The sequence below is a fragment of the Nocardia sp. NPDC060255 genome (assembly GCF_042727395.1).
Classification (GTDB): domain Bacteria; phylum Actinomycetota; class Actinomycetes; order Mycobacteriales; family Mycobacteriaceae; genus Nocardia.
The window spans coordinates 109,900-134,741 of record NZ_JBHXAU010000012.1 but is presented as its reverse complement, the minus strand read 5'-3'; the positions used below and the strand labels follow the sequence as shown (position 1 = coordinate 134,741).

At 67.4% G+C, this 24,842-nt stretch carries 22 protein-coding genes; 9 read left to right on the top strand and 13 right to left on the bottom strand.

All coding sequences use genetic code 11. From position 1 onward, the window contains the following. Positions 1-20 precede the first annotated feature (20 nt). Both hisS and ACFWF1_RS22610 read left to right on the top strand, forming a co-directional pair. The gene (gene hisS, locus ACFWF1_RS22615) at positions 21-1,298 is read left to right on the top strand and encodes a histidine--tRNA ligase (protein WP_379287423.1); all 1,278 of its coding nucleotides are present in this window, start codon (positions 21-23) and stop codon (positions 1,296-1,298) included. A gap of 92 nt (positions 1,299-1,390) precedes the next feature. Then, positions 1,391-2,038, top strand: coding sequence for a hypothetical protein (locus ACFWF1_RS22610; RefSeq protein ID WP_379287425.1), 648 nt, complete (start codon positions 1,391-1,393; stop codon positions 2,036-2,038). Here the strand turns inward: ACFWF1_RS22610 and ACFWF1_RS22605 are convergent. Next, positions 2,030-2,698: a hypothetical protein gene (locus tag ACFWF1_RS22605; RefSeq protein ID WP_379322208.1), complete on the bottom strand. Its 669-nt coding sequence runs from the start codon at positions 2,696-2,698 to the stop codon at positions 2,030-2,032. The two genes, ACFWF1_RS22610 and ACFWF1_RS22605, sit on opposite strands and share 9 nt — an antisense overlap. 310 nt (positions 2,699-3,008) lie before the next feature. Here ACFWF1_RS22605 and ACFWF1_RS22600 point away from each other — a divergent pair, with 310 nt between their 5' ends. Beyond that, on the top strand, positions 3,009-4,019 hold the full coding sequence (locus tag ACFWF1_RS22600; RefSeq protein ID WP_379287429.1) for a malate dehydrogenase: 1,011 nt from the start codon (positions 3,009-3,011) through the stop codon (positions 4,017-4,019). A 611-nt stretch (positions 4,020-4,630) separates the two neighbouring features. Here ACFWF1_RS22600 and ACFWF1_RS22595 read toward each other — a convergent pair. The 3 genes from ACFWF1_RS22595 to ACFWF1_RS22585 form a co-directional block, all read right to left on the bottom strand. Then, positions 4,631-5,716: a 2-oxoacid:ferredoxin oxidoreductase subunit beta gene (locus ACFWF1_RS22595; RefSeq protein WP_379287430.1), complete on the bottom strand. Its 1,086-nt coding sequence runs from the start codon at positions 5,714-5,716 to the stop codon at positions 4,631-4,633. Continuing rightward, a complete protein-coding gene (locus ACFWF1_RS22590; RefSeq protein WP_379287432.1) occupies positions 5,713-7,665 on the bottom strand; it encodes a 2-oxoacid:acceptor oxidoreductase subunit alpha in 1,953 nt (650 codons plus the stop codon). The genes ACFWF1_RS22595 and ACFWF1_RS22590 overlap by 4 nt, the downstream gene beginning before the upstream one ends. 131 nt (positions 7,666-7,796) lie before the next feature. Continuing rightward, positions 7,797-8,813, bottom strand: coding sequence for an Rv2578c family radical SAM protein (locus ACFWF1_RS22585; RefSeq protein WP_379287434.1), 1,017 nt, complete (start codon positions 8,811-8,813; stop codon positions 7,797-7,799). Between the two features lie 161 nt (positions 8,814-8,974). Here ACFWF1_RS22585 and ACFWF1_RS22580 point away from each other — a divergent pair, with 161 nt between their 5' ends. Both ACFWF1_RS22580 and ACFWF1_RS22575 read left to right on the top strand, forming a co-directional pair. Beyond that, positions 8,975-9,721: a hypothetical protein gene (locus tag ACFWF1_RS22580; RefSeq protein ID WP_379287436.1), complete on the top strand. Its 747-nt coding sequence runs from the start codon at positions 8,975-8,977 to the stop codon at positions 9,719-9,721. Between the two features lie 134 nt (positions 9,722-9,855). Beyond that, positions 9,856-11,070, top strand: a complete 1,215-nt coding sequence (locus tag ACFWF1_RS22575; protein ID WP_379287438.1) for a DUF1684 domain-containing protein — start codon at positions 9,856-9,858, stop codon at positions 11,068-11,070. An 11-nt stretch (positions 11,071-11,081) separates the two neighbouring features. Here the strand turns inward: ACFWF1_RS22575 and ACFWF1_RS22570 are convergent, their stop codons facing one another. The 6 genes from ACFWF1_RS22570 to ACFWF1_RS22545 form a co-directional block, all read right to left on the bottom strand. Then, a complete protein-coding gene (locus ACFWF1_RS22570; RefSeq protein ID WP_379287440.1) occupies positions 11,082-11,666 on the bottom strand; it encodes a helix-turn-helix domain-containing protein in 585 nt (194 codons plus the stop codon). 69 nt (positions 11,667-11,735) lie between these two features. Then, positions 11,736-12,710: a GlxA family transcriptional regulator gene (locus ACFWF1_RS22565; protein ID WP_379287441.1), complete on the bottom strand. Its 975-nt coding sequence runs from the start codon at positions 12,708-12,710 to the stop codon at positions 11,736-11,738. A 52-nt stretch (positions 12,711-12,762) separates the two neighbouring features. Continuing rightward, complete coding sequence (locus ACFWF1_RS22560; protein ID WP_379287443.1) at positions 12,763-13,155, bottom strand: nuclear transport factor 2 family protein; 393 nt, start codon at positions 13,153-13,155, stop codon at positions 12,763-12,765. A 100-nt stretch (positions 13,156-13,255) separates the two neighbouring features. Beyond that, the gene (locus ACFWF1_RS22555) at positions 13,256-13,834 is read right to left on the bottom strand and encodes a PadR family transcriptional regulator (RefSeq protein ID WP_379287445.1); all 579 of its coding nucleotides are present in this window, start codon (positions 13,832-13,834) and stop codon (positions 13,256-13,258) included. Positions 13,835-13,843: 9 nt separating this feature from the next. Further along, positions 13,844-14,563, bottom strand: a complete 720-nt coding sequence (locus ACFWF1_RS22550) for a VOC family protein (protein ID WP_379287447.1) — start codon at positions 14,561-14,563, stop codon at positions 13,844-13,846. Between the two features lie 112 nt (positions 14,564-14,675). Further along, the gene (locus ACFWF1_RS22545) at positions 14,676-15,677 is read right to left on the bottom strand and encodes an NAD-dependent epimerase/dehydratase family protein (RefSeq protein WP_379287449.1); all 1,002 of its coding nucleotides are present in this window, start codon (positions 15,675-15,677) and stop codon (positions 14,676-14,678) included. Here ACFWF1_RS22545 and ACFWF1_RS22540 point away from each other — a divergent pair. From ACFWF1_RS22540 to ACFWF1_RS22530, 3 genes are all read left to right on the top strand, one after another. Beyond that, complete coding sequence (locus tag ACFWF1_RS22540) at positions 15,603-16,238, top strand: type VII secretion target (protein ID WP_379287451.1); 636 nt, start codon at positions 15,603-15,605, stop codon at positions 16,236-16,238. The two genes, ACFWF1_RS22545 and ACFWF1_RS22540, sit on opposite strands and share 75 nt — an antisense overlap. After that, a complete protein-coding gene (locus tag ACFWF1_RS22535) occupies positions 16,235-17,896 on the top strand; it encodes a hypothetical protein (protein ID WP_379287452.1) in 1,662 nt (553 codons plus the stop codon). The genes ACFWF1_RS22540 and ACFWF1_RS22535 overlap by 4 nt, the downstream gene beginning before the upstream one ends. Before the next feature lie 361 nt (positions 17,897-18,257). Continuing rightward, positions 18,258-18,440 (top strand): hypothetical protein, encoded by a 183-nt coding sequence (locus tag ACFWF1_RS22530; protein WP_379287454.1) that lies wholly within the window; start codon positions 18,258-18,260, stop codon positions 18,438-18,440. Between the two features lie 1,126 nt (positions 18,441-19,566). Here ACFWF1_RS22530 and ACFWF1_RS22525 read toward each other — a convergent pair. Continuing rightward, positions 19,567-20,100 carry a hypothetical protein gene (locus ACFWF1_RS22525; protein ID WP_379287455.1) on the bottom strand — a complete coding sequence of 178 codons (534 nt, stop codon included), beginning with the start codon at positions 20,098-20,100 and terminating at the stop codon, positions 19,567-19,569. A gap of 184 nt (positions 20,101-20,284) precedes the next feature. Next, positions 20,285-21,205: a neutral zinc metallopeptidase gene (locus ACFWF1_RS22520; RefSeq protein ID WP_379287456.1), complete on the bottom strand. Its 921-nt coding sequence runs from the start codon at positions 21,203-21,205 to the stop codon at positions 20,285-20,287. A gap of 161 nt (positions 21,206-21,366) precedes the next feature. Between ACFWF1_RS22520 and aspS the strand changes: the two genes are divergently transcribed. Then, positions 21,367-23,193 (top strand): aspartate--tRNA ligase, encoded by a 1,827-nt coding sequence (gene aspS / locus ACFWF1_RS22515; protein ID WP_379287458.1) that lies wholly within the window; start codon positions 21,367-21,369, stop codon positions 23,191-23,193. 292 nt (positions 23,194-23,485) lie between these two features. Here the strand turns inward: aspS and ACFWF1_RS22510 are convergent, their stop codons facing one another. Further along, on the bottom strand, positions 23,486-24,667 hold the full coding sequence (locus ACFWF1_RS22510) for a hypothetical protein (RefSeq protein ID WP_379287459.1): 1,182 nt from the start codon (positions 24,665-24,667) through the stop codon (positions 23,486-23,488). Between the last annotated feature and the right edge of the window lie 175 nt (positions 24,668-24,842).

Here is a 24,842-nt window from a genome sequence, read left to right as displayed (position 1 = left end):
GTGGTGAAAACTGGACCATCGTGACCAAGACCAGCAGCTTTTCCGCCCCGAAGGGGGTCCCGGACTACGTGCCGCCCGGCTCGGCCGAATTCGTCGCGGTGCGCGACGGGCTCATCCGCGCCGCCCGACTGGCCGGGTACGGACATATCGAGCTGCCGGTTTTCGAAGACACCGGGCTGTTCGCCCGTGGCGTCGGCGAGTCGACCGACGTGGTCAGCAAGGAGATGTACACCTTCCCCGATCGTGGCGACCGCAGCGTGACGCTGCGCCCCGAGGGGACCGCAGGCGTGATGCGGGCCGTAATCGAGCACGGGCTCGATCGCGGGCAGCTTCCGGTGAAGTTGGTCTACAACGGGCCGTTCTTCCGTTACGAGCGCCCTCAGGCCGGTCGATACCGGCAGCTGCAGCAGGTCGGCATCGAGGCGATCGGCGTGGACGACCCCGCGCTGGACGCCGAGGTGATCGCGATCGCCGACGCCGGCTTCCGCGGGCTCGGGCTGGACGGTTTCCGGCTGGAGCTCACCTCGCTCGGCGACGAGACCTGCCGCCCGCAGTATCGGGAACTGTTGCAGGAGTTCCTGTTCGGGCTGCCGCTCGACGAGGAGACCAAGCGGCGGGCCGAGCTCAACCCGCTGCGCGTGCTCGACGACAAGCGGCCCGAGGTGCGCGAGATGACCGCGGACGCGCCGCTGATGATCGATCACCTGTCGGAATCGGCCAAGACGCACTTCGATCAGGTGCTCGGGTACCTGGACGCGCTCGGCGTGCCGTACGTGGTGAATCCGCGGATGGTGCGCGGGCTCGACTACTACACCAAGACCACGTTCGAGTTCGTGCACGACGGGCTCGGCGCGCAGTCGGGCATCGGCGGCGGCGGGCGGTACGACGGGCTGATGGCTCAGCTCGGCGGACAACCGTTGTCCGGCATCGGATTCGGGCTCGGCGTCGATCGGACCGTGCTCGCGTTGCAGGCCGAAGGGAAGACCGCGGGCGAGGCCGCGCGGTGCGAGGTGTTCGGGGTGCCGCTGGGCGATGCGGCCAAGCAGCGACTGGTGGTGCTTGCCGCGCAACTGCGTGCGGCGGGAATCAGTGTCGATTTGGCCTACGGCGGGCGTGGCGTGAAGGGCGCGATGAAAGCGGCCGACCGGTCCGGTGCGAAGTTCACCCTGGTGCTCGGGGATCGCGATCTTACCGAGGAGACAATCGGATTGAAGGATATGGCAACCGGGGAACAGCGCCAGATCCCGATCGACGAGGCCATCGTCGCGATTCGCGAGGCGCTCGACGTTTCGTCTTAGGTGGTGGGTTCGAAGGGCGCACTCCGCCGGGGGTACGGGGGTAACGTAACTTCGCGCACGACGTGGCGCCGGAGTCACGGAGAGGTGGGCCTGTGTCGTCGAATGCTGGTGAGCAGCACACGGATCCACCCGTCGGGCTAGACCTCGTCGCGCCCGAGATGTACGCGCCGATGCTCCGTCGGCTGGCGCTGGCCGCCGCGGGCATCGGCATCGGCGCCGCGCTGCTGGCCGCGACCGTGGTCAGCTGGCCGATCGCGGTGGCCATCGGACTGGTCGTCGGCGCGCCGACCGTCGGCTACGCGGTCGCCCTGCGGCGGCGTCGAATGTGGATGGCGGGCACCGTGATCCACGCCCGCCGCCTCTTCGGTGAGCGTCAGGTCGAGGTGTCCGCGGCCACCGGCGTCGAAGTTTTGATCTTTCCCGCCCGGCTCAGCCGCATCGTGCTCCGCGTCACCGCAGGCGAACTCTCCCAGATCATCCCCCTGGCCATGTACACCGACGCGGGCAGCGGCCGCGAAATGCACCTACTCGGCCTCCGCCGCCTGGCCGACGCCCTGGCCACCAGCCAACTGGCCGCCGCCGTAGCGGTGTCATCACTCCTGGTCCACCAACTACGCGCCGAAGCCCGAGACGCCGCCCTCCCCGAACGCCCCCTCTACCGCGCCGTCCAAATGGCCCGCACCAAGGACGCCGTCTCCCCGATAGTCCTCACCGACCGCGAGGTAGCCGCCCTAACCTGACCCACCGCGCACATAATCGCCCGCAGAGCACACAATCGCCGGCAAATTCGGTGCGCGCGATGCGAATACGTGCACAGCGCGAGCCGAGCGGCTTTGCCGTCGACAGTCGTGGGGTCGAGGCGTAAGGCGGCGTCCGCGCGCCTGTTTTCGCCCGCCGCGTACGTAATTGCTGGCAATTTGGTGCGCGCGATGCGGATACGTGCGCATCGCGAGCCGAGCGGCTTGCCGTCGATAGTCGCGGAGCCGACGCGCACGCCGGCGCCCGCGCGCTCGTTTTTGCCCGCCGCGTACGAATTTGCTGGCAATTTGGTGCGCGCGATGCGAATACGTGCGCAGCGCGAGCTGAGCGGCGCGCCATTGATAGTCGCGGAGTCGAGGCGTACGGCGGCGCTTGCGCGCCTGTTTTTGCCCGCCGCGCACGTAATTGCCGGTAAATTCGGTGCGCGCGATGTGGATACGTGCGCAGCGCGAGCTGAGCGGTTTGCCGTCGATAGTCGTGGGGTCGAGGCGTACGGCGGCGTCTGCGCGCCTGTTTTCGCCCGCCGCGTACGCAATTGCTGGCAATTTGGTGCGCGCGATGCGGATACGTGCGCAGCGTGAGCTGAGTGGCTTGCCGTCGATAGTCGTGGGGTTGAGGCGTACGGCGGCGTCCGCGCGCATGCTTTCGCCCGATGCGTACGAAATTGCGAGCAATTCGGTGCGCGCGAGGCTAGTTCGTGCGCGGCGGCTGACTCAGGTGGTGGTCGCCGTTGGCGGAGCTGCCGCACGCGCGCGTGGGGCGTTCGCCGCGTGCGGTTTCGTTGGGTGCGGGCAGTTTTGCTGGCAGATTTGTGCGCGTGGGGAGGGAGTGTGCGCGGCAGGTGGTCGGCGGTTCGGGGGTGACTGTCGTGTTGCTCACCGTGTGGTTTCGGGGGCGGTGCGAGTCGTTAGGGTGAGATTCGAGAGTCCGCCTATCGCTAGGAGTTTTGTCGTGAACACCGCAGCTCGGACCGCGCCTGTGACCGTTGCCGTGACCGGAGGGGCGGGGCAGATCGCCTATGGGCTGCTGTTCCGGATCGCGTCCGGGGCGATGCTCGGTGCGGATACGCCGGTGCGGTTGCGGTTGTTGGAGATTCCGGCTGCGGTGGCGTCGCTGGAGGGGGTGGCGATGGAGTTGGAGGACGGGGCGTTTCCACTGTTGGAGTCCATCGACATCAGCGATGATCCGTGGGTGGGGTTCGCCGGGGCGAACGTCGCGGTGCTGGTGGGTGCGCGGCCGCGGACGGCGGGGATGGAACGGTCGGATCTGCTGGCCGCCAACGGCACCATCTTCACCGAGCAGGGTGCCGCGATCAACGCGAGTGCCGCCGATGACGTGAAGGTGCTCGTGGTCGGCAATCCCGCCAACACGAATGCGTTCATCGCGATGAACAACGCGCCCGACGTCCCGGCCGAACGGTTCACCGCGATGACCCGCCTCGACCACAATCGCGCGATCGCGCAGCTGGCCAAGAAGACCGGCGCGCCCGCCGCCGACATCGCGCGAGTTGCCATCTGGGGCAACCACTCCGCGACCCAGTTCCCGGATATCGCGCACGCCACTATCGACGGCCGCCCGGCCCTCGACAGCATCGGCGACCACGCCTGGCTGACCGACGACTTCATCCCCACCGTGCAGCAGCGCGGCACCGCCATCATCCAGGCCCGCGGCGCCTCCTCGGCCGCCAGCGCGGCCAGCGCCGCCCTCGACCACATCCACGACTGGGTCCGCGGCACCGCCGCCGGCGACTGGGTCTCGATGGCCGTCCCGTCCGACGGCTCCTACGGCGTCCCCGAGGGCCTGATCAGCTCGTTCCCCGTCACCTGCGCCGACGGCAACTACACGATCGTCCCCGACCTCCCGATCGACGACTTCGCCCGCACCCGCATCGACGCCAGCGTCACCGAGCTCACCCAGGAACGCGACGCCGTAATCGACCTCGGCTTCGCCAAGCGCGCCTAACCCTGCACCGAACGGGACATGAGGGCGGTGCTACTCGCACTGTGCCGCCGTCATGTCCCGTTCGACGTTTGTCTGGTCGTCGGGCGGGATGTGGTGGCGGGGGCACTCGCACTTTGCCGCCGTTATGTCCCGTTCGAGGGGGAACGTCCAGCTGGAACCAGTGTCGCGCTGATGCGTCAACTGGGCGGGCTCGCCCTCGGTTGGACGCCGACGCGCCTGGCCTTTGCCGAACGGGACAGCGAGGGCGGTGCTACTCGCACTGTGCCGCCGCCGTGTCCCGTTCGACGTTTGTCTGGTCGTCGGGCGGGATGTGGTGGCGGGGCACTCGCACTTTGCCGCCGTTATGTCTCGTTCGAGGGTGGACGTCCAGCTGGAACCGGTGTCGCGCTGATGCGTCAACTGGGCGGGCTCGCTCTCGGTTGGACGCCGCTGCGCCTGGCCTTTGCCGAACGGGACATGAGGGCGGTGCTACTCGCACTGTGCCGCCGTCATGTCCCGTTCGACGTTTGTCTGGTCGCTGAAGGGGACATGGTGGCGGGGGCACTCGCACTTTGCCGCCACTATGTCCCGTTCGAGGGACGGGAGCCGGGAGGTGGGGTGTGCTGGTGGATTCAGTGGTCGGCGATGGTCCAGGTTTCCTGGCCGGAGAGCAGCGACTGCAGTGAATCCTGGTCGACCGGTTTGCGTTCCCGGGCCATTGTCGTTTGGGCGCGTACGCCGTCGTCGTATGTCGGGCGGCTGACGCTGCGGAAGATGCCGGTGACGACGTGGTCCAGGCCCTGGTCGGAGAGGCGGGAGAGGGCGTAGGCGTACTCGGGGTTGTCGGTGTAGGCATCGTGCACGACGATGTCGGATTCGGCGACGGTGTCGGTGCCGACTACCTCGAGGCCGAAACCGCTTTGTACGACGGCGAATTCGCCTTCGGCGCCGAAGCGGATCGGTGCGCCGTGGTGCAGCGGGACGAGGTGGTCGGCGGCGTTGTCGCGGCGCAGGGCGTCGAATGAGCCGTCGTTGAAAATCGGGCAGTCCTGCAGGATTTCGACGAACGAGGTGCCGCGGTGTTCGGCGGCGGCGCGCAGCACCTCGGTGAGGCCGGCGCGGTCGGAGTCCAAAGCCCGTGCGGCGAAGGTGGCTTCGGCGCCGAGCGCGATGGACAGCGTGTTGAACGGGTGGTCCACCGAACCCATCGGGGTCGACTTGGTGACCTTGCCCTCTTCCGAGGTCGGCGAGTACTGGCCCTTGGTGAGCCCGTAGATCCGGTTGTTGAACAACAGGATCGTCATGTTGACGTTGCGGCGCAGCGCGTGCACGAGATGGTTGCCGCCGATGGACAGCGCGTCGCCGTCGCCGGTCACCACCCAGACCGACAGGTCGGGGCGGGTCACCGCGAGCCCGGTGGCGATCGCGGGTGCGCGGCCGTGGATGGAGTGGATGCCGTACGCCTCGAGGTAATACGGGAAGCGGCTGGAGCAGCCGATCCCGGAGACGAACATCAGGTTCTCCCTGCGCAATCCGAGCTCGGCGAGGAAGCCGCGCACGGTCGCCAGGATCACGTAGTCACCGCAACCGGGGCACCAGCGCACCTCCTGATCGGTGGTGAAGTCCTTCACCTTCTGCGGACCCGGCGCGGCGGGCACGCCGGACAGCCCGGTCAGGCCCAGATCCGTGCCGGCAAGCGAGGTTTCCACGATGGTCATTCGGTACCCCCGGTCGTGACGTAGCTGGCCCGCGCTCGGGCGGCGAAGGCCTTGTCCTGTTCCATCTCCTCGATCGAGCCGTCCAACGCGGCGTCGATCACCCCGACGAGTTCCTGCGCGGAGAACGCGGTGCCCGCGATCTTCGTCCACGGCCGCACATCGACCAGGTACTTCCCGCGCAACAGCAGCGCGAGCTGGCCGCCGTTCATCTCCGGCGCGACCACCGTGCGATAGCTCCGCAGTACCGCACCGAGGTTGGCGGGCAACGGATTCAGATGCCGCAGGTGCGCCTGCGCGACCGGCACGCCACGTCGGCGCGCCCGGCGACAGGCCTCGCCGATCGGACCGTACGAGCTGCCCCAGCCGATGATCAGCAGTTCGGCCCGCCCGTCCGGATCGTCGACTTCGAGATCGGGCACGCTGATGCCGTCGATCTTGGCCTGCCGCAACCGAACCATCAGTTCATGATTGGCCGGATCGTAGGAGATGTTGCCGCTGCCGTCGGCCTTCTCCAGGCCGCCGATCCGGTGCGCGCGCCCCTTGGTTCCCGGCACGGCGAGCGGCCTGGCCAGGGTTTCCGGGTCGCGGGCGTAGGGCTGGAACGGATCCGCGTCGTCGCCGTCGGGCTCGAACGCCGGATCGATCGGCGCGAGGTCGGCGACCCGCGGAATCGACCAGGGCTCTGAACCATTCGCGATCGAACCGTCGGACAGCAGCAGCACCGGCGTGCGATAGGTGAGCGCGATCCGGGCCGCCTCGACCGCGGTGGCGAAGCAGTCGGCGGGGGAGCGCGGCGCGAGCACGGCGACCGGCGATTCGCCGTTGCGTCCGTACAACGCCTGCAGCAGGTCGGCCTGCTCGGTCTTGGTCGGCAGGCCGGTGGACGGTCCGCCGCGCTGCACATCGATCACCAGCAGCGGCAGTTCCGTCATCACCGCGAGACCGATGGTTTCGCTCTTCAGCGCGAGCCCCGGGCCGGAGGTGCTGGTGACGCCGAGCGCGCCGCCCAGCGAAGCGCCAAGTGCCGCACCGATTCCCGCGATCTCGTCCTCGGCCTGGAAGGTGGTGACGCCGAAGTTCTTGTGCTTGCTCAGCTCGTGCAGGATGTCCGAGGCCGGCGTGATCGGATAGGTGCCGAGGAAAACCGGCAGGCCTGCCAGCTGTCCCGCCGCGACCAGTCCGTACGCGAGCGCGGTATTGCCGGTGATCTGCCGGTAGGTGCCCGGCGGCAGTTTCGCGGGCGCGATTTGGTAAGTGGTGGCGAAACTTTCGGTGGTCTCGCCGTAGTTCCAGCCCGCCCGGAACGCCAGCACATTGGCCTCGGCGATGTCCGGTTTCGCGGCGAACTTCTCCCGCATGAACTTCTCGGTGCCGCCGATCGGCCGCCCGTACATCCAGGACAGCAGGCCGAGCGCGAACATGTTCTTCGCGCGCTGCCCGTCCTTCTTGCCGACGCCGGTGGACTCGGTGGCACCGAGGGTGAGCGAGGTCATCGGGACGCGGTGCAGCACGAAATCCGAGAGCGTGCCGTCGTCGAGCGGGTCGGCGGCGTAGCCGACCTTGGTGAGGTTGCGCTTGGTGAACTCGTCGGTGTTCACGATCACCGTGGCGCCGCGCGGCAGATCCTCCAGGTTCGCCTTCAACGCGGCCGGATTCATCGCGACGAGCACGTCCGGCTGGTCGCCCGCGGTGAGGATGTCGTAGTCGGCGATCTGGATCTGGAACGACGAAACGCCAGGTAACGTGCCCTGTGGCGCCCTGATCTCGGCGGGGAAGTTGGGCTGGGTGGCGAGGTCGTTGCCGAACGCGGCCGCTTCGTGGGTGAAACGATCACCGGTCAGCTGCATGCCGTCGCCGGAGTCACCGGCGAACCGGATGACCACCTTTTCCAATTTCGCTGCGTCGGCAGTGTTTTGGGCTGTGCCGACCTCGTTGTGATGCGAAACCATCTGCCTGCTTCACTTCCTCGCTATGAGAGGGTGCCATCGCCAACGTACTCCGCACCGGGCGGTGCGTCCGCCCGATATGTGAGGTTCACTGGTAATGCGTGAAGTTCACCGGCGGCCCGGTGCTCGAGGCGTCAGCCGAACAATGCCAGCTGCGGGTCGGCGGCGTGTGGACTTTCCGGTGGTGTCACCGGTTCCGCCGGTATTTCCCGCTGCAAGGCGTGTCGCCGCAGGAGTGGGTCCAGTCGGCCGCGTAGCCAGGTCGCGTACTCGGGCGTCACATAAGCGCCACGGCCGTACAGCTGACGGTAGCGGCGGACCAGCGCCGGATGCTGCTCGGCGAGCCAGCCGAGGAACCAGCCCCGGGTGGCGCCGCGCAGGTGCATCGGGAAGGCGACGGCCGAGTGCGCGCCGGCCTCGGCGATCGCGCCGAACAGTCCGTCCAGGTGATCCTTGCCGTCGGTGAGGTACGGAATCACCGGCGCCACCATGACATTCACGTCGAACCCGGCGTCGGTGAGCGCGCGCACCATCTCCAGGCGGGCCTTTGGTGACGGGGTGCCGGTTTCCAGGCTGTGATGCAGGTCCAGATCGAAGATCGCGATCGATACCGCCACGCTGACCCGCACCTCGCGCGCGGCCAGGGTGAGCAGCGGCAGGTCCCGGCGCAGCAGGGTGCCCTTGGTCAGGATGGAGAACGGCGTACCCGAATCGGTGAGGGCGCGAATGATGCCCGGCATCAACCGGTATCGGCCTTCGGCCCGCTGATACGGGTCGGTGTTCGTGCCGAGCGCGACCGGCTCCTGATGCCAGGAGCGCCGGTTGAGTTCCTTGCGCAGCACCGCGGCGATATTCGTCTTCACCACGATCTGGGAGTCGAAATCCTTGCCCGCGTCCAGATCCAGGTACTCGTGGCTCGGGCGGGCGAAGCAGTAGCGGCAGGCGTGTGAGCAGCCGCGCATCGGATTGATCGTCCAGCCGAACGGCAGACCCGAGCTCTCCGGCATCTTGTTCAGCGCGCTCTTGCACAGCACCTCATGGAAGGTGATGCCCTCGAACTCGGGAGTTTGCACGGTGCGCGTCAAACCCGCCCGGGTGAGCCCGGGCAGCGCGCCGTCGTCGGCGTTGAGGGTTTGGCTTTGCCACCGCACCGATCCAGTCGAACATATGTTCGTCTGATGCGCAATCTGCTGCGTCAGCATGAGTGGCAGGACCGGCATGTCTATGCGTGTGCCGCACCCTCGGCGCGATAATTTTTGCGCATACTGGATGGCCGTTTGCTATCTACGCAAGCCGACCTAGCGTGACGGACATGGTCCACCCACGTCCGAGCAGCATCAGACGGCCTGTCGTCATGCGCACCTGTGTCTCGCTCACCGCCATCGCCACCATGATCACCGCCACCGTCGGCCTTGCCGCCACCGTCCCGGCCGACCCCGGCACCCGACCCGCCCCCATCGGCTTCACCGCCGCTACCGACCACCAATCGGCCACCATCACTGTCGACTCCGGCACGTTCGTGGTCGAGAATGGCGCGCTCGAGCTCGAATCTGCCGACGGTTCGGTGCTGGCCGGGACCGAATTGTCCTTCCGGGTAGACGATTTCACCTTTCCCATCGATACCGAGATCCGCGACCGTACCGCCACCCTGACTCCGCGCCTCGATCCGGCACGCGCGGTGTACCAGCCGGTCGCCCTCCCCTTCGAGGACACCGCATCGTTCAAGACGCCCTACGAGCGCGAACAAGCCGCTTGGGCGCGGATGACGAGCACCATCGGCGTCGGTACCGGCATCGGCGCGCTGGTCGGCGGCCTCGGTGGCGCGGCCGTCGGCTGCGTGCTCGGCGGCATCGCCGGTGCCACGGTGGCCGCCGCGACGATCGTGGGGATGTTCGGTCCGTTCATCCCGGCCGCCGCCGTCGGCTGCCTCGGCGGGGTGGTGGCCATCGGCGCCCTCGGCACGGTGGCCGGGCAACTACTGGTGGCCGCACCCATCGCAATCGCAGCCGCCGCACAGTATTTCGCCACGATCAACGCGCCGATGCCGCCTGCCCGGTGAACAAGCTATAGCACGTGACCCCAACCCTCGCTCGGCACACCGAGCGCACCGTATGGGCCGTCGCCCGGTGACTCATCGAGTCAGCAACCAACAACTACGGCCCGCGCGCAGCGGCCGAGGAGGTAGCAATTTCCGTGAACGTTTCCCATTCCGATTCACCCGCCGAATATGAACTCTGGCGTCAGGGCCGCTGGCAGGAGATCGCCGGGCCCCATGGCAAAGCGAAAGTGATCGCGACCGGCAAGATCGCCGGTCCCGATGCCCGCAGTCTGCCCGGCGTGCCCGGCCGGTGGAGCACCAACGAGGCCGGCGCCCTCACCGTCACCGCCACGCCCGCTGACGGTGTGCGGGTCAACCACTCTCTCGTTGCGGGAACCAGCGAAGTGCCCCCGGCCTGCGACCTCGAGTTCCCCGAAGGGCGCATCGGGTTGGTCGGCGGCGGCGAGGGCGCCTACTCGATGGTCGTCATGGACCACGCGGCCCTCGAGCACCGCGGCATCACCGGCATCGACACCTACCCGTACAACCCGGCCTGGGTCTTCGAGGGTGAGTACCGGGCAGCGCCCGGAGAACGTTGCATCGGCGTCGAGCGGTTGACCACCCCGAGGACCACCGAAGCGATTTCGGCGCCGGTCGACCTGGCCGTGACCATCGACGGCACCGAATACGTGCTGGCCGTCCTCGAGGACTTTCCTGGTCAGCGCCTGGTCGTCTTCACCGACGAGACCAACGCCGACACCACCCCCGAGATCGGCCGGTGGCTCGTCCTGCCCCTGCAGGAGCCCGGTACCACGGTGACCGTCGACTTCAACCGGGCCACCCTGTCCCACCACCACTTGAACCCGGCCGTGTTCGTCTGCCCGCTCTCGCCACCCGGCAACCACCTGCCCCTGCGCATCGACGCCGGAGAACGCCACCTCATCTACACGAACGCCGACATCGACCACGCCACCCATCCGGCGAAAGCAGAACAGCACACTATGAGCGAGGACCTCGACCACAAGGCCGTCACCTACCTACATGCCCTTGAGACCGCCGACTGGGCTGCCGCCCGCGCGATGTGCGCCGCCGACACCACCGTCTGGCACAACGATGGAAAGGGCGAGCAGAGCATCGAGGACAACATCAACGGAATGGCAGGGCAAGTCGATGCCATCGAGTCGATGCGCTACGACATCACCCGCCAGTTTTCCCGGCCAGGGGAAGTCCTCCAACAGCACGTCGTGCACGTCGCCACCAAGGAGGGAATGCGCGGCGAGGTCCACGCCGCGGTCTACTTCCGCTTCGACGATGACGGCCTGATCACCCGGATCGAGGAATACTCCAACTTCGTGCCTGCCGATGACTGAAGCGGCGAGCGTCAGGCGAGTCGGTAGCGGGCTCTGGTGCGGAGACGTTTGCCCTGGGGGCCGAGGATGCTGAGGAATTCGACCGGCTCGGTGTCGGCGTTGCCGAACCAGTGCGGCAGTTCGGTGTCGAACTCGGCGACCTCGCCCGCGTTGAGGACGAGGTCCTGGTCGCCGAGTACGGCGCGGAGTCGCCCGTTGAGGACATAGAGCCAGTGGTAGCCGTCGTGCGAACGCGGTTCGGGTCGGACGTCGGTCGGGCCGCCCGGCAGGACCTGCTTGAACACCTGTAGCCCACCGGGATTGCGCGCCAACGGGATAACGGTCATTCGGTTGCGGAGGAACGGCTGCGGGTACACCCGTGGATCGCCGCTGGCCGGGGCGCCGACGAGTTCGTCGAGCGGCATCCGATAGGCCTTCGCCAGTCGCAACAGCAGCCCGAGGCCGGGGTTACGCTGCCCGGACTCGAGCCGCGACAGCGTGCTGATCGGAATGGCGGTGCTCGCCGACAACGCGGTCAGTGTGGTCCCCCTGCCGCGGCGCAACCGGCGCAGCCGCGGGCCGACGGCAGCCAGGACAGCCTCGAATTCGTCACTCATACGGTCACTGTGCCCAGGGTTTGCCGGTTCCGCAAAGCAAGTTTGCCGATCGTCAAGACGCGGTGACAGCTAAGACCTGTCGGGACGATCAGGCGTCCGGGCGGCGAAAGTGGCGCGGTATTCCGTGGGTGTCACGCCGACGATGCGGCGGAAGTGGTGACGCAGTAGCGGCCCGGTGCCCATTCCGGTTGCGCGAGCGATCTGTTCGACATCCAGAGTGGTGTCCTCGAGCAGCTGCTGGGCGTGGCGGATGCGTTGCAAGGTGAGCCAGCGGTGCGGGGTGGTGCCGGTTTCGGCGGTGAAACGGCGCAGCAGCGTGCGGGTCGACATACTGGCCCGGCGGGCGAGTTCGGGGACGGTGTGTTCGACGGTCAGGTCGTCGAGGATGTCGTCGAGTACCGGTTGCAGGCTGGTTCCGGCGGTGACCGGCACCGGCCGCTCGACGAACTGGCGCTGCCCGCCCTCCCGATGTGGTGCGACGACCATCCGTCTGGCGATCAGATTCGCTGCGGCGGAGCCTATTTCGCGGCGTACGAGATGCAGGCAGGCATCGATGCCCGCCGCGGTGCCCGCGCTGGTGACGATCGATCCGTCATCGACGAACAGCACGTCCGGATCGATGTCCGCCCGCGGGAACCGTCGCTGGAAATCCTCGATGTAGCGCCAGTGCGTGGTGCACCGGCGGCCATCCAGCAAACCGGCGGCACCGAGCAGATAGGCGCCGCTGCACACCGACAGCAGCGTCGTGTTTCGGTTCGCCGCGGCACGCAATGCGTCGAGAACGGCCGGTGCGTAGTCGCCCCGCACCGCGGCTGCCGGGACGATCACCAGATCGGCGTCGGCCAGCCCGGTCAATCCGGCCGACGGCACGACGGCGAAACCTTGGTCGCAGTGCAGGGGTTCGCCGGGCCGTTCACCACATACCCGGAAATCGAATGCCGGGCCGCCCTCGCTGGTCCGGTCCACGCCGAAAACCTCGCAGACCACACCCAGTTCGAACGGCGTGAAATCCTCGACCAGAACGGCGGCGATCGTGCGCAGCATTGGCCAAGGCTAATCGCGGCGACGGAGCGGTCCGGTGTGCGCCACGCTGGTGTTACCGCACGTCCGGGGCGGTTCCCTCGCGGTGATAGAGCTTGGCCACGATCATCCAATGGCCGTCGACCAGTAGCAGGTTCAGGTAATCGACCATGATGTTGTCGTTGAGTCGAAGCCGCACCTTGGCCATTGCCATTTCCGGCGAGAGCGTGTCGATCGTGAGGATCACATCGCTGCGGGGCGCGCGGTTCTGTTCCGGTGATCGGCGAGCCCGCATCAGCTCGCGGTACTCCTCGCGCGGACGAACTACGACCACGCCGTCCTGGGCGGAATAGAGCACGGCCGAAGGGTGGAATACCCGGTCGAACAGGTCCATGTTCTGCGTGTAGAGCACGTCGAAATAGTCCTGGAGCATTTCTTCGATTGCGGCGGTCGCTTCTGGCTCGGTCATGCTGATCTCCTCGTTTTCGGGACATCAGCGATTCTTCGGCAATCGCCGTGCGCGGCACCAGTGGCGAAAACGACGCCTGCTGACAAGAAAACGCCACGCGCTAGCGATCACGTCCGGGTTTGTCGTCCGCCATCTCGAACGCGCCTGCCTCGAGACGGCGCAGCAGGCGCTGCGTCCACTCGGCGCGGGAGTCCGCGGTGTGCAGCCACAGGCCGAGGACCTCGCCGACCGGTCCCCAGGTGTCGAGGTCGGTGCCTGGCGGGAGGTCGACGGTGACGGCCGCTCGCCACACCTCCATAGCGTTGGCGCGCTGCCGGAGCAGGGCGATGGCTTCGGCGCGGGGGAGGTCGTCGATGAGGCCGACGGCGGCGGCGAGCACGTCCATGCGCGGGTCGCGTTGCGAGAGAGCGGTGCGGAGCAGGGCGAAGTAGGCCTGGTCGCCGGCGTCGGTGGTCTCGTATTCGATGCGTGGCGGTCCGCCGGTGGTGCTCGGGGTGGTTTCGTGGGCGAGCAGCAGTTCCTCGGCGGTCATGGCTTTGAGTGCGTGGTAGATGGAGCCGGACTTCAGGCCCGCCCACTCGTGCGCGCCCCAGGACTCCAGGTCCGCGCGTACCTGGTAGCCGTGGGCGCGGTCGCGGCGTCGGACGGCGCCGAGTACGAGCAGGCGAACCGCGGACATGGGGTCCTTTCAGTCGGAGGAAATTCGTTGTAGTTCATCGGCATTGGCGAGGGCGTCGGCGAGGGCGTCGCGGTCGGTCTCGGTGAGCGGGACTGCTCGAATGCGGGCGAGTAGTTGGCGGGCGAGTTCGGGGTCGTTCATGCGAACGGCCAGTTCGGTGCGGTAGGTCAGGGCTTCGACGAGGTCGATTGTGGTCGCGCTGTGCGACTCGCGCGCCAGGGCACCATCGAGAATCTTGGCACCCTGGGCGTTGTCGCCCTTCGAATCTGCCAGGACGACGGCGTTGTCGAAGGCCTTGCGGAGTCTGCTGCGGTCCGGCTCGTCCTCGGTCGGCGCCGGGGTTTGTGGGAAGAATCGAATCCAGTTACCGCCGGGGTCGACCACCACGAAGCCGGCCAGGTTGTCGGCGTTCTTTCGCTTGCGCGGCCGGGTGATCCGGGGCGTGCCGGTGACCAGTAGCTTGCCGTGCACCGCGCGCATTCCCTCGGCGAACGAGGCGAACAGCGCGCCGGTGTCGGGGACGGCCACTATGCACGTGCCATAGGAATCGGCCGGGTCGAACCCCGGTATCCCATTGAAATGCAGGTTGATGTCCTCGCGTCGTATGCACACATAGGGGTTCGGACGCGTCTGGTAGTAGGTCTGTTCGAATCCGAGCATCCGATAGAAGTCGGCGACCTCATCGATCGATTCGCACGGCAGTATCGGCGTTGTCACTTCGCCTGCCATCTTGCCCAGCCTTTCGTTCACAGCTAGCCAAATTTGGCTAGCTGCCCAAAAATAACACCCGGTGGGCGACTAGGCAAACTTGACTAGCCGCTCCGGGTGCCGTTCGGGGAGGTCAGGCGATCTGCCGGGTGTCCGGCGTCAACGTGGTCGGATCGGTGAAGAAGGCGACGAGGTCGCGGACGGTCTCATCGGTGGGGCGCGGGCGGTAGCCGAGCTCGCGTTCGGCTTTGCCGTGATCCACCATCGGTGCCGAAATCAGCGCGCCCAGTGCGGCTTTCGAGACGATGTCGGATTTGAAGAGTTTGCCGATCGGTGCGAGCACCGGGATCGCGCCCGCCACGAGCTTGGGTGAGATGGAGAAGCGCGGGCCGCGCTTACCGCCGTGGTTGGCAGCAAGTCGGCAGAGGTCGAGCATCGAGATCATCTCGCCGCCGAGCAAGTAATTCTCGCCGGTGCGGCCGCTTTCGCCGGCCAGGATCAGGCCTTGGGCGACGTCGCGCACGTCGACCAGGTCGAAGCCGCCGCCGATCATCGCCGGAATGCGGCCCTGCGCGGCGTCTTTCAGCGTGCGGTTGATGCGGGAGAGCGGCTTGCTGTAGTCGAGGGGGCCGAACACGCCGGTCGGGTTGCACAGCACCGCGTCGAGGCCCTGGTCGATCACCTTGCGGAGCGCGACCTCGCCCGCCCACTTGGAACGGTCATAGACGGGGAGCGCGGAATCTGTCGAGCGCGGGGCGCTCTCATTGATACTGCCGCCGCAGCTGTACTGGTTGAACGCGTGAATCGAGCTGGCGTGCACCATCCGTCGCACGCCGGCCGCGAGTGCGGCTTCGGCGACGACCCGGACGCCCTCGGTGTTCACCTTCCAGGCCAGGTCGTGCTTCTCGGCGAGGGTGATCACCGCGACCAGGTGATAAACGACCTCGGCGCCCTGCAGCGTCTCCCGCATCGACGCCGGATCGAGCACGTTGCCGCTGACCCAGGTGACGTTCGGCTCCTCGGTCGTCGGTGGCACCGCTCGATCGATAGCCGTGACTTCGTGGCCGCGCGCGACGAGCAGGCGGAGCAGATTCGTGCCAAGGTAGCCGGCTGCGCCGGTCACTGCGACCTTCATGGCATCGAGAATATAGAACTTGTTCTAATTTGCAACACGTTCCAGTTCCTTTCCATTCCCACTGCCAACCTCGGCATTCCCTCTGTGAACGTCGCGATGGGCTCGAAAGTTGCCGGTACCGTCCGCTATATTGGGCCCATCCGTAGCGGTCATGCCGTTCGGCAATGGGCAGACGGTGACGACGAAGAAGTTCACGACACTGATGTGCACGACGATTTGGGGGGCAACTCGATGAGTGATCTCTCGGTAGAGACCGACGCGGTCCGGGCGTTCGCCGCCACGAACGCGGGCATCGCCGGTGATCTTGCGGGGGCAGGTAATTTCGACGCGGTCAAGAACGTCTCGGCACTCGTGCCGGTGTTCGGCTTGATCGGGGCGGATTACCTGGCGATGTTCGCCGCGGCACAGGTGCTGCAGGCGAAGGACATCAACGACCTTTCGGCCAAGTACAACAAGCTCTCGGAGTCCGCGTTCAGCGCCGCCGCGGCGTACGACGCGACCGACTGGTCCAGTGCCGGCGCGCTGAACGCCATCGGCAACCAGATCGGCGGCGCCGTATGAAGCCGCTCGACAGCGGGGTGATCGCGCCCGAAGAACTCGCGATGGCGCACTCCGCCGACCAGCACGTGGCCATCGCCCAGCAGGCCGTGCTCGACGCGACGCACAACTCGGCGGCCCAGGCCATCCTCGATGTGCCGCTCGGCCAGGTGCCCGACGATATGCCGCCGTTCGAGCCGCCGGAGTTCGTGCTGTCCAAGCGGCTCAGCGAAGACCAGCACAACGCCATGGGTATGCCGGGCGGTCTGCCGGGACTCAACGGCAATCAGACGCCGGACGCGCAGGGCATTTCCGGTGTCCCGTCCGATGTTTCGGCCCTGCTCGGTGACACGCACCACGCACTGCAGCACGTCGCCGCTCCGGTGAACCAGGCGATCGACCAGGCCACCGGCGTCCTGAACGGTGCCGTCGGCTCCGCGCCGAGCACCGTCGCCGCCGCGATCAGCCAGGCCACCGCCGCCATCCCGACCTCGCTGCCCGCCCTGCCCGCCGACCCGGTCGCCGCGCTCATGCAGGGCATCGCGGTGCCCGCGCTGCCCGGCGTCGACATGCTGATCAAGCCGATCCTCGATCTGCTCAGCAGCTTCGGCTCCGGCGTCATCGGCGCGCTCGACCCGACCGCGATCCTGAGCCAGTCCTCCAAGGTCATCGACATGGCCATGCAGGTGGGCAAGGGCAGCATGACCACCGTCGAACAGCTGTGGCAGAGCCAGGCCGCGCGCAACGCGCAGGCCACCAGCCAGCAGAACAATGTCGAAGGCCAGGAAACCAGCAAGCGCGGCATCGACATCTCCGAACTCACCCAGAAGGCCGCCGCGGTGGTGCAGCAGGGCAACGGGCAATTGCTCACCGTCGCTTCGTCGTTCGCCAGCCAGGCGGCCGCGATGGCGCCGGTGATCCTGACCCCGCCCGCCCAGGCCGCGCTGATGGCCTCGGCCACCGAGCACCTCGGTCAGGCCGTCGGCATCGTCAACGCCACCCGCGGCGATCTGGCGGGCAAGACGGGCGAGCTGAGCGGCATGGTGCAGCAGCTGGTCGCGCCCGGCGGCGGGCCTGCCCCGCAGGAGGTCGCGCAGGCGCTGGCGCAGAACGTCGGCCAGCCCATCCTGGAGCAGGCGCAATCGACCGCGTCCGACACCGCGACCCAGGCCGCCGGCCTCAATTCGCCTACCGGCACGCAGAATTCGACCACGGCCGCGTCGGTGAACAGCCCGAGCACCCCGAGCACCACCAGCCACGGCATCCCGACCGGTGTGCCGGGCAGCCCGAGCCGGACCGGCACGGGCAGCCCGAGCAGTCGCCCCGGCACCCCCGGCATTCCGTCGATGCCCAAGGTCACCGCCGTCCCCGGCACCAGCATGTCGCCGATCCGCCCGATCAGCGGCGTCCCCGGCAGCACCGCCTTCGGCCCCGGCGCGACCGGCTCCCCGAGCACCAGCGCCGCGGGCACCGGCGCGGGCAACAGCTTCATGGGCGGCGGCGCCGGCGCCGCAGGCGGACAGCGCGGCGAGGACGAACACTCCCGCACCGTGCAGCCCTACCAAAGCGCCACCGGCAACGACGACCTCACCGGCCCCCTCGGCGAATCCACCCCAGACGTCATCGGCGCCACCCACTCCGACGAGATCGTCACATCGGACTACGAACAGGACCAGTTCTAACCGTATCGCCCAGCACAGCCCGACCCGAGCGAACGTTCGGGCCGGGCTGTTCGCCGTCCGGGCGCAGCACACCCACCGCGCACCAAAATCCGCACTCACACTCGGGATCTGCACTCGCAATAGGGCCCTATTCCGAGTGCAGATCCCGAGTGAGAGTGCAGATTTCGCCGATAGCACCACCCCGGGTCCCGTCGACCGTGCAACCGCAGACCCCACCGTCAGCCGTACAGACTTTCCGTACGCCTCCACCCGCTATACGTCCGTTGCTGTGAGGCGTACGGAGTGTCCGTAGATCAGGAACACCGGCTAACCATCGAGTCGAGAGTCATATGGTCGCTAAACGATCTTCACCAGCAACCATATGACTCTGCTCGATGACGCCAACGACCATTTGACTCTGCTCGATGATGCCGACGCCAGCGCCCACGTGACTCGCCGCGCTTTTCCCGAGCATCTTTCAACCGGACCACAGCCAGTCTTCACGCTGGAACTCAAGCGTTGCCCATCACAAGCCGCGGAAGAGCAGGTCGGGTACCCCACCTGACGTGCCCAGCACTACTCCGGTCATCTGATGAACCAGTCGACAACCTCGGAGCCAGCACACCACCGGAGTTCTCTGTGCGTACACAAACCCGGGCCAGTACACAAACAGCCCCTCGGAAAGGTGCACTTATCCGGGCAAGTGCTTCTTAGGGACTCCAGGCGATGACCTGTCCAGTGAGCTGAAGACCTGATCCCATGTTTTCTTGTGAGTAGTGCTGGGCGCGTCGTGTGCCGTACCCGACTTTAGGTGCGCGTCAGGCGCGTGATGTCGCGTTCCCGAGGTGGTCACCTGGCTGTGGTGGCGTTTCGAGAGCTCGAAAACCAGCGAATCTCGGCTCCCGGGGTGGTGAAGCTACCGCCGCGCTCCCGCTGTGTCAGCCCCACACCCAGTACAGGCGGTGTTCGGCTGGCACAGTGGGTGTACGGACGGGTTCTCGCGCGACGATCGGGTTGCGTCACAAGCGCTTTGGACACGAGCGAGTCGTAGTGGTCGGATCTGCACTCTCCCTCGGGATCCGCACTGGCTCTGTGCCCCTACTGTGAGTGCGGATCCCGAGAGAGAGTGCGGCTGTTGCCCGGCAACCGTTCGGGGTAGTGACGGTTGCTGTGCCGTGGGTGCGTTCTTTCGCTGCGTATGGATTAGCGCGCCGCGTACGAGATTGCCGACGATTTCGTGTGCGGCGGGCGACTTGGTGCGCGGCGTGGCGCTGGCTTTGGCGCAGGACAACGGAGTGCTGGCCGGGCCGCACATGGAGTGTTGTGCTGCGTATGGAATGTTGCGTCGCGTACGAGATTGTCGGCGATTTCGTGCGCGGCGGGCAACTTGGAGCGTGGCGTGCCGCTGGCTTTGGCGCAGGACGACGGAGTGCCGGCCGGGCCGTGACGGGGTGCCGGGCGGGCCGCGCATGGACTGTGCTGCGTATGGATTAGCGCGCCGCGTATGAGATTGCCGACGAATTCGTGCGCGGCGGGCAACTTGGTGCGCGGTGTGGCGCTGGCTTCGGTGCAGGACAACGGAGTGCCGGGCGGGCTGTGCATGGACTGTCGTGCTGCGTATGGATTAGCGCGCTGCGCACGAGATTGCCGGCGATTTCGTGGGCGGCGGGTGAGTTGGTGCGTGGGGCGGGCTAGGCGTCTTGGACGAAGGCGTCGAGGAGTTTGCGGTAGAGGTCGGTGAAGCGTTTGCGGGCTGCTTGTTGTTCTGGGGCCAGGCCCTCGGTGAATTCGGGGGCGTAGACGACCAGGTGGGCGTCTTCTTCGGGGGCTTGGGGCATCAGGTCGATGATCTGGCTGCCCTGGTCGGTGATGTTGGGCATGCCGAAGTCGACGGTGGCCAGGGCTCGGGTTTCGGTGAGGGCGGCGGCTAGTACGTCGGGTGGGATGTGGCCGGTGAGTTTTTGTGGCAGGTTGTCCGGATTGCGTTCCGCGGCAACGGCGTCGGGGATCTTCACGGCTCGTCCGTCGCTGGATACCTCCAGTTGCGGGCGTAGATCGACTCGGGTCTGCCAGCCGTTCGGGATCTTGGTGAGCGTGAGCAGGGCCATCGGCGCGGAGATCGGTCCGTGCACGCTCGGCTGATCGACCGGTTCGGCGGTCGCGGTGCCTGCGCCGATCGTGAGCGCCAGCATGGCAACCAGCAGTGCGGCTTTCGTTCCTCGCATCAATCCACTCTCCTGCTATCCGGGCCTGCGGTACCAGCGATCCGCCGTACCTCACGGCAGCGCGCCGAACCAGGAACGGTTCGGCGCGCAGCCATGTCGATTATTGCGCTGTCCGATGGCCGCCACGACGATCGCCGGATCGCACCGTGCGACCCGATCGATTATCTCAGTGCGACACCGAGTTTCAGCGCAGCGCGGGCGGATGGGTCAGGTCGGGGGCCGAATACGTGTCGCACGCCTTCACCTGCCCGGTCCGGTATCCGGTGAGGAACCAATTCTGCCGCTGTTCGGAATTGCCGTGGGTGAACTTCTCCGGGTTCACCCGTCCCCGTGCGGCGCGCTGGATCCGGTCGTCGCCGACCGATGCCGCGGCGGACAGCGCGTCTTTGATGTCGTTGTCGGACAGCGGGTTCAGGAACGGCTGGCCGCCGCCCGGCCCGGGTGTCTTGTCCGCGAAATGTGCCCAGATGCCCGCATAGCAGTCCGCCTGCAGTTCGGTGCGCACCGCGCCCGAATTCGCACCCTGCGGATCCTGTTGGGCGCGGCCGATATCGCCGAGCTGGTTCTGGATGTGGTGGCCGATCTCGTGCGCGACCACGTACTCCTGGGCGAGCGGACCACCGCTGGAACCGAAGCGATCCACCAGTTCCTGGAAGAAGCTCACGTCGAAGTAGGCGGTCCGGTCGGGCGGGCAGTAGAAGGGGCCGACGTCGCTGGTCGCGTTGCCGCAGCCGGTGGCCGTCGCGCCGGAAAACAGGGCGAGCTTCGGTTGCACGTACTTCCTGCCGGTCTGCTTGGACAGTTGATCGCCCCAGACCACGTCCAGGCTTTGCGCGGTGGCCACCACCCGGCAGTCGACGTACTTGTTCGCGTCCGCACCGGTCTTGCAGTGTGCCGGGGTGCCCGCGCTCGGCTGGGATTGCTGCTGGTCTTCGGCGCCGGTGAACTGGCCGAGGATCGATCCCGGGTCACCGCCGAGCAGCAGGGTGAGCACCAGCACGATGAGGCCGCCCGCGCCGCCGCCCAGTGCGATCTTTCCGCCCATCCCCGGACCACCGGAGGACGCCCGATTGGGATCGATCTGCATGCCCTCGTTGAACGTCATCGTCGTCGCTTTCTCGTTGTCGCCACGGCTCGGACATACCCAGCCGATACAGCTTCGCACGGGTGTGGCGACATCGGTTTCCACTCGACGGATGTGTCTCACTACGATGGGACTGCACCTGGTCATATCGTGCCGGTGCCGGAGTCGTCGAAAGGAACCTTGTGCTGCGCACCCACTTGGCTGGTTCGCTGCGAAGCGAGCATGCCGGTCAGACCGTGACCCTCACCGGATGGGTGGCCAGGCGGCGTGACCACGGTGGCGTGATCTTCATCGATCTGCGCGACGCGTCGGGAGTGTCGCAGGCGGTGTTCCGCGAGGGCGAGCCCGCCGAGCAGGCGCACCGGCTGCGCGCGGAGTACTGCGTGCGGGTCACCGGCGTGGTGGAGCTGCGTCCGGACGGCAACGAGAACCCGGACCTGCCGACCGGCACCATCGAGGTGAACGTCACCGAGCTCGAGGTGCTCAACGAGAGCGCGCCGCTGCCGTTCCAGCTCGACGAGCAGCCCGGTGAAGAGGCCCGGCTGAAGTATCGCTACCTGGATCTGCGCCGCGAAGGCCCGGCGCATGCGATCCGGCTGCGGTCCAAGGCGAACGCCGCCGCCCGCGCAGTGCTGGCCGAGCACGAGTTCGTCGAGGTGGAGACGCCGACGCTGACCCGCTCGACCCCGGAGGGCGCCCGCGACTTCCTGGTGCCCGCGCGCCTGCAGCCCGGCAGCTTCTACGCGCTGCCGCAGAGCCCGCAGCTGTTCAAGCAGCTGCTGATGGTCGGCGGCATCGAGCGCTACTACCAGATCGCGCGCTGCTACCGCGACGAGGACTTCCGCGCCGACCGTCAGCCCGAGTTCACTCAGCTCGACATCGAGATGAGCTTCGTGCGCCAGGACGATGTGATCCTGCTCGCCGAACAGATCCTGGCCGGGCTGTGGAAGCTGATCGGCTACGAGATCCCGACCCCGATCCCGCACATGACCTACGCGGAAGCCATGCGCCGCTTCGGTTCCGACAAGCCGGACCTGCGGTTCGGCATCGAGATCACCGAGTGCGCCGAGTACTTCAAGGACACCCCGTTCCGGGTGTTCCAGGCCGACTATGTCGGCGCGGTCGTCATGCCGGGCGGCGCGAGCCAGCCGCGGCGCCAGCTCGACGCCTGGCAGGAGTGGGCCAAGCAGCGCGGCGCCAAGGGTCTGGCGTATGTGCTGATCCAAGAGGACGGCACGCTCGGCGGCCCGGTCGCCAAGAACCTGAGCGATGCCGAGCGCGACGGGCTGGCCAAGCACGTCGGCGCGGTGCCGGGCGACTGCGTGTTCTTCGCGGCCGGTCCGGCGAAGGCGCAGCGCGGGCTGCTCGGTGCCGCGCGCGCCGAGATCGCCCGCAAGGTCGGTCTGATCGACGAGAACGCGTGGGCGTTCGTGTGGATCGTGGACGCGCCGATGTTCGAGCCCGCCGCCGAGGCCACCGCGAGTGGCGATGTGGCGCTTGGGCATTCGGCGTGGACGGCGGTGCACCACGCGTTCACCTCGCCGAAGCCGGAGTCGGTCGACACCTTCGACACCGACCCGGGTGCCGCGCTCGCCTACGCCTACGACATCGTCTGCAACGGCAACGAGATCGGCGGCGGCAGCATCCGTATCCATCGCCGCGATGTGCAGGAACGCGTCTTCAAGGTGATGGGGATCAGCCTGGAGGAGGCGCAGGAGAAGTTCGGATTCTTGTTGGACGCCTTCGCTTTCGGCGCACCGCCGCACGGCGGCATCGCGTTCGGCTGGGACCGGATCGTCGCCCTGCTCGCCGGGCTCGACTCGATCCGCGAGGTGATCGCGTTCCCGAAGACCGGCGGCGGCGTCGACCCGCTGACGGACGCGCCGGCCCCGATCACCGAGCAGCAGCGCAAGGAGGCGGGTTTGGATGCCAAGCCCGCGCCCAAGGGTGACAAGGCCGAGGCGAAGGGCGACAAGGCCGACGCGAAGGCGGACAATCTGGCCGATTAGCCGGACGAACGGTACCTTTCGGACAGTTCCGATCCGTCGGCCCACGCCGGGCGGCACTGACCACGAGGGGATCCGTTGCTGCACTTGCGCATGATCGGCCCGTCGGAGACGACCGACCGGGTGCTGACCGTGCTCGCCGCGAATCCAGGTCCCACACATGTGACCCTGGCTCGCGGCGTCGCGGTCGAACCAGCCGGTGACCGTGCTCGAAACTCGGCTTGGCGAGGCCGGGCCGGTGGCGCGGTTTCAGCGGTGGATCGGAATGCGTGCGCTAACAGACAAACCCGACATTTCAGATCGGTGAGACGGGCCCGCCGGTCAGTGTGCGGTAGGCGTAGGTCACCGCCATGATCGCGACCGGTCCCGCGACCAGCAGGCCGAGTCCGCACAGCAGCGCGCCGACCAATGTCACGAACAGGACAGCGAGCGCGAGCAGCAGCACCGGCCACACATTGGTGACCACCAGGGTCGCACTCGACTTGATCGCCTCGAACGGACCCTCGTTCTGATCGATCACGAAGTGCAGCGAGAACATGCACAGCACACCGACGACCAGTCCCGGCACGATGCAGATCGCCGCGCCGATGAAGCTCAGGATGAACGCCAGCAGGGCGGTGATCAGCGCATTGCCCGCATTCAGGAAACGGAAGTACGACCCGAAATGGGGTTTGCTGCCGTCGGTTTCATACAGCGCGCCGCGCACCATCGCGGCCTGCAGCAACCATACAGCAGCCAGCACCGCGAGGAAGATCAGCAGCAGCGGGAGCATCGTCGTCGGGTCGGTGAGCTGCACGACGAGCACGAAACCGAGATAGATGACGAGCCCGGCCGCGATGACGCCCATCCACGGTCCCGGGTTCGAGCGGAACTTCTCCCAGCCGTAACTGAGCGCTTGACCGACATCGAGGGTGCCGGGGGCGGAGGCGGCCTGCTGGTAACCGTAGGCCGGTTGCTGCCCGGTCCCCGTGTCCTGCGGCATCATGCCTGGTTGCATGCCGTACGGCTGGTTCCCTTGTGGCGGCATCGATCCCGGTTGCGTCGAGCCCGGTGGCGGCATCGCGCCCGGCGGCATAGTGCCAGGTGGCGGCGTGCCGGGACCGGTACCCGGTGGACCGTAGCTCGGCGGAGACGCGTAACCGGGCTGGCCTGTGGAACCCGGCTGGGTCGCGTAACCGGGCGGGGCGGCGGAACCGGGTTGCGGCGAGTAGCCGGGCGGGACCGCGGAACCGGGTTGCGGCGAGTAGCCGGGCGGGACCGCGGAACCGGGTTGCGGCGAGTAACCGGGCGGGACCGCGGAACCGGGCTGGGTCGAGTAACCAGGCGGCACCGCGGTACCGGGTTGGGCCGGATGACCAGGCTGGGCAGCATAACCCGGCTGCGGAGACGCCACCGGTGGTGGTGGCTCGACGGGTTCGTTGCCGTACTGCGCCGCGCCCGGACCCTCGAACTGCGGGTATCCGGCCGGCCCAGCCATTTCGTGGCGACCCTGCCCGGCGCCGGTGTCCGGTGCGTGTGGCGTGTGACTCTCGTGTTGCCCTGGCCGTGCCGCGTAGCGTTCGTCGTCTCCGTGGTCGGGAGCGTCGCCAGCTGATTCGTGGGGCGGGGGAGGCGGTGTGCCGGTCATGCCATAGACCTTTCCACTCAACTGG

Coding starts and splice junctions, on each gene's coding strand:
- ACFWF1_RS22510 (WP_379287459.1), bottom strand. CDS start 24,667: ATGGCTGGGCCGGCCGGATACCCGCAGTTCGAGGGTCCGGGCGCGGCG.
- ACFWF1_RS22580 (WP_379287436.1), top strand. CDS start 8,975: ATGGTCCACCCACGTCCGAGCAGCATCAGACGGCCTGTCGTCATGCGC.
- ACFWF1_RS22560 (WP_379287443.1), bottom strand. CDS start 13,155: ATGACCGAGCCAGAAGCGACCGCCGCAATCGAAGAAATGCTCCAGGAC.
- ACFWF1_RS22530 (WP_379287454.1), top strand. CDS start 18,258: ATGACTCTGCTCGATGACGCCAACGACCATTTGACTCTGCTCGATGAT.
- ACFWF1_RS22535 (WP_379287452.1), top strand. CDS start 16,235: ATGAAGCCGCTCGACAGCGGGGTGATCGCGCCCGAAGAACTCGCGATG.
- ACFWF1_RS22525 (WP_379287455.1), bottom strand. CDS start 20,100: ATGCGAGGAACGAAAGCCGCACTGCTGGTTGCCATGCTGGCGCTCACG.
- ACFWF1_RS22570 (WP_379287440.1), bottom strand. CDS start 11,666: ATGAGTGACGAATTCGAGGCTGTCCTGGCTGCCGTCGGCCCGCGGCTG.
- ACFWF1_RS22520 (WP_379287456.1), bottom strand. CDS start 21,205: ATGACGTTCAACGAGGGCATGCAGATCGATCCCAATCGGGCGTCCTCC.
- ACFWF1_RS22590 (WP_379287432.1), bottom strand. CDS start 7,665: ATGGTTTCGCATCACAACGAGGTCGGCACAGCCCAAAACACTGCCGAC.
- ACFWF1_RS22605 (WP_379322208.1), bottom strand. CDS start 2,698: ATGCGCGCGGACGCCGCCGTACGCCTCAACCCCACGACTATCGACGGC.
- ACFWF1_RS22555 (WP_379287445.1), bottom strand. CDS start 13,834: ATGTCCGCGGTTCGCCTGCTCGTACTCGGCGCCGTCCGACGCCGCGAC.
- ACFWF1_RS22565 (WP_379287441.1), bottom strand. CDS start 12,710: ATGCTGCGCACGATCGCCGCCGTTCTGGTCGAGGATTTCACGCCGTTC.
- ACFWF1_RS22550 (WP_379287447.1), bottom strand. CDS start 14,563: ATGGCAGGCGAAGTGACAACGCCGATACTGCCGTGCGAATCGATCGAT.
- ACFWF1_RS22545 (WP_379287449.1), bottom strand. CDS start 15,677: ATGAAGGTCGCAGTGACCGGCGCAGCCGGCTACCTTGGCACGAATCTG.
- ACFWF1_RS22595 (WP_379287430.1), bottom strand. CDS start 5,716: ATGACCATCGTGGAAACCTCGCTTGCCGGCACGGATCTGGGCCTGACC.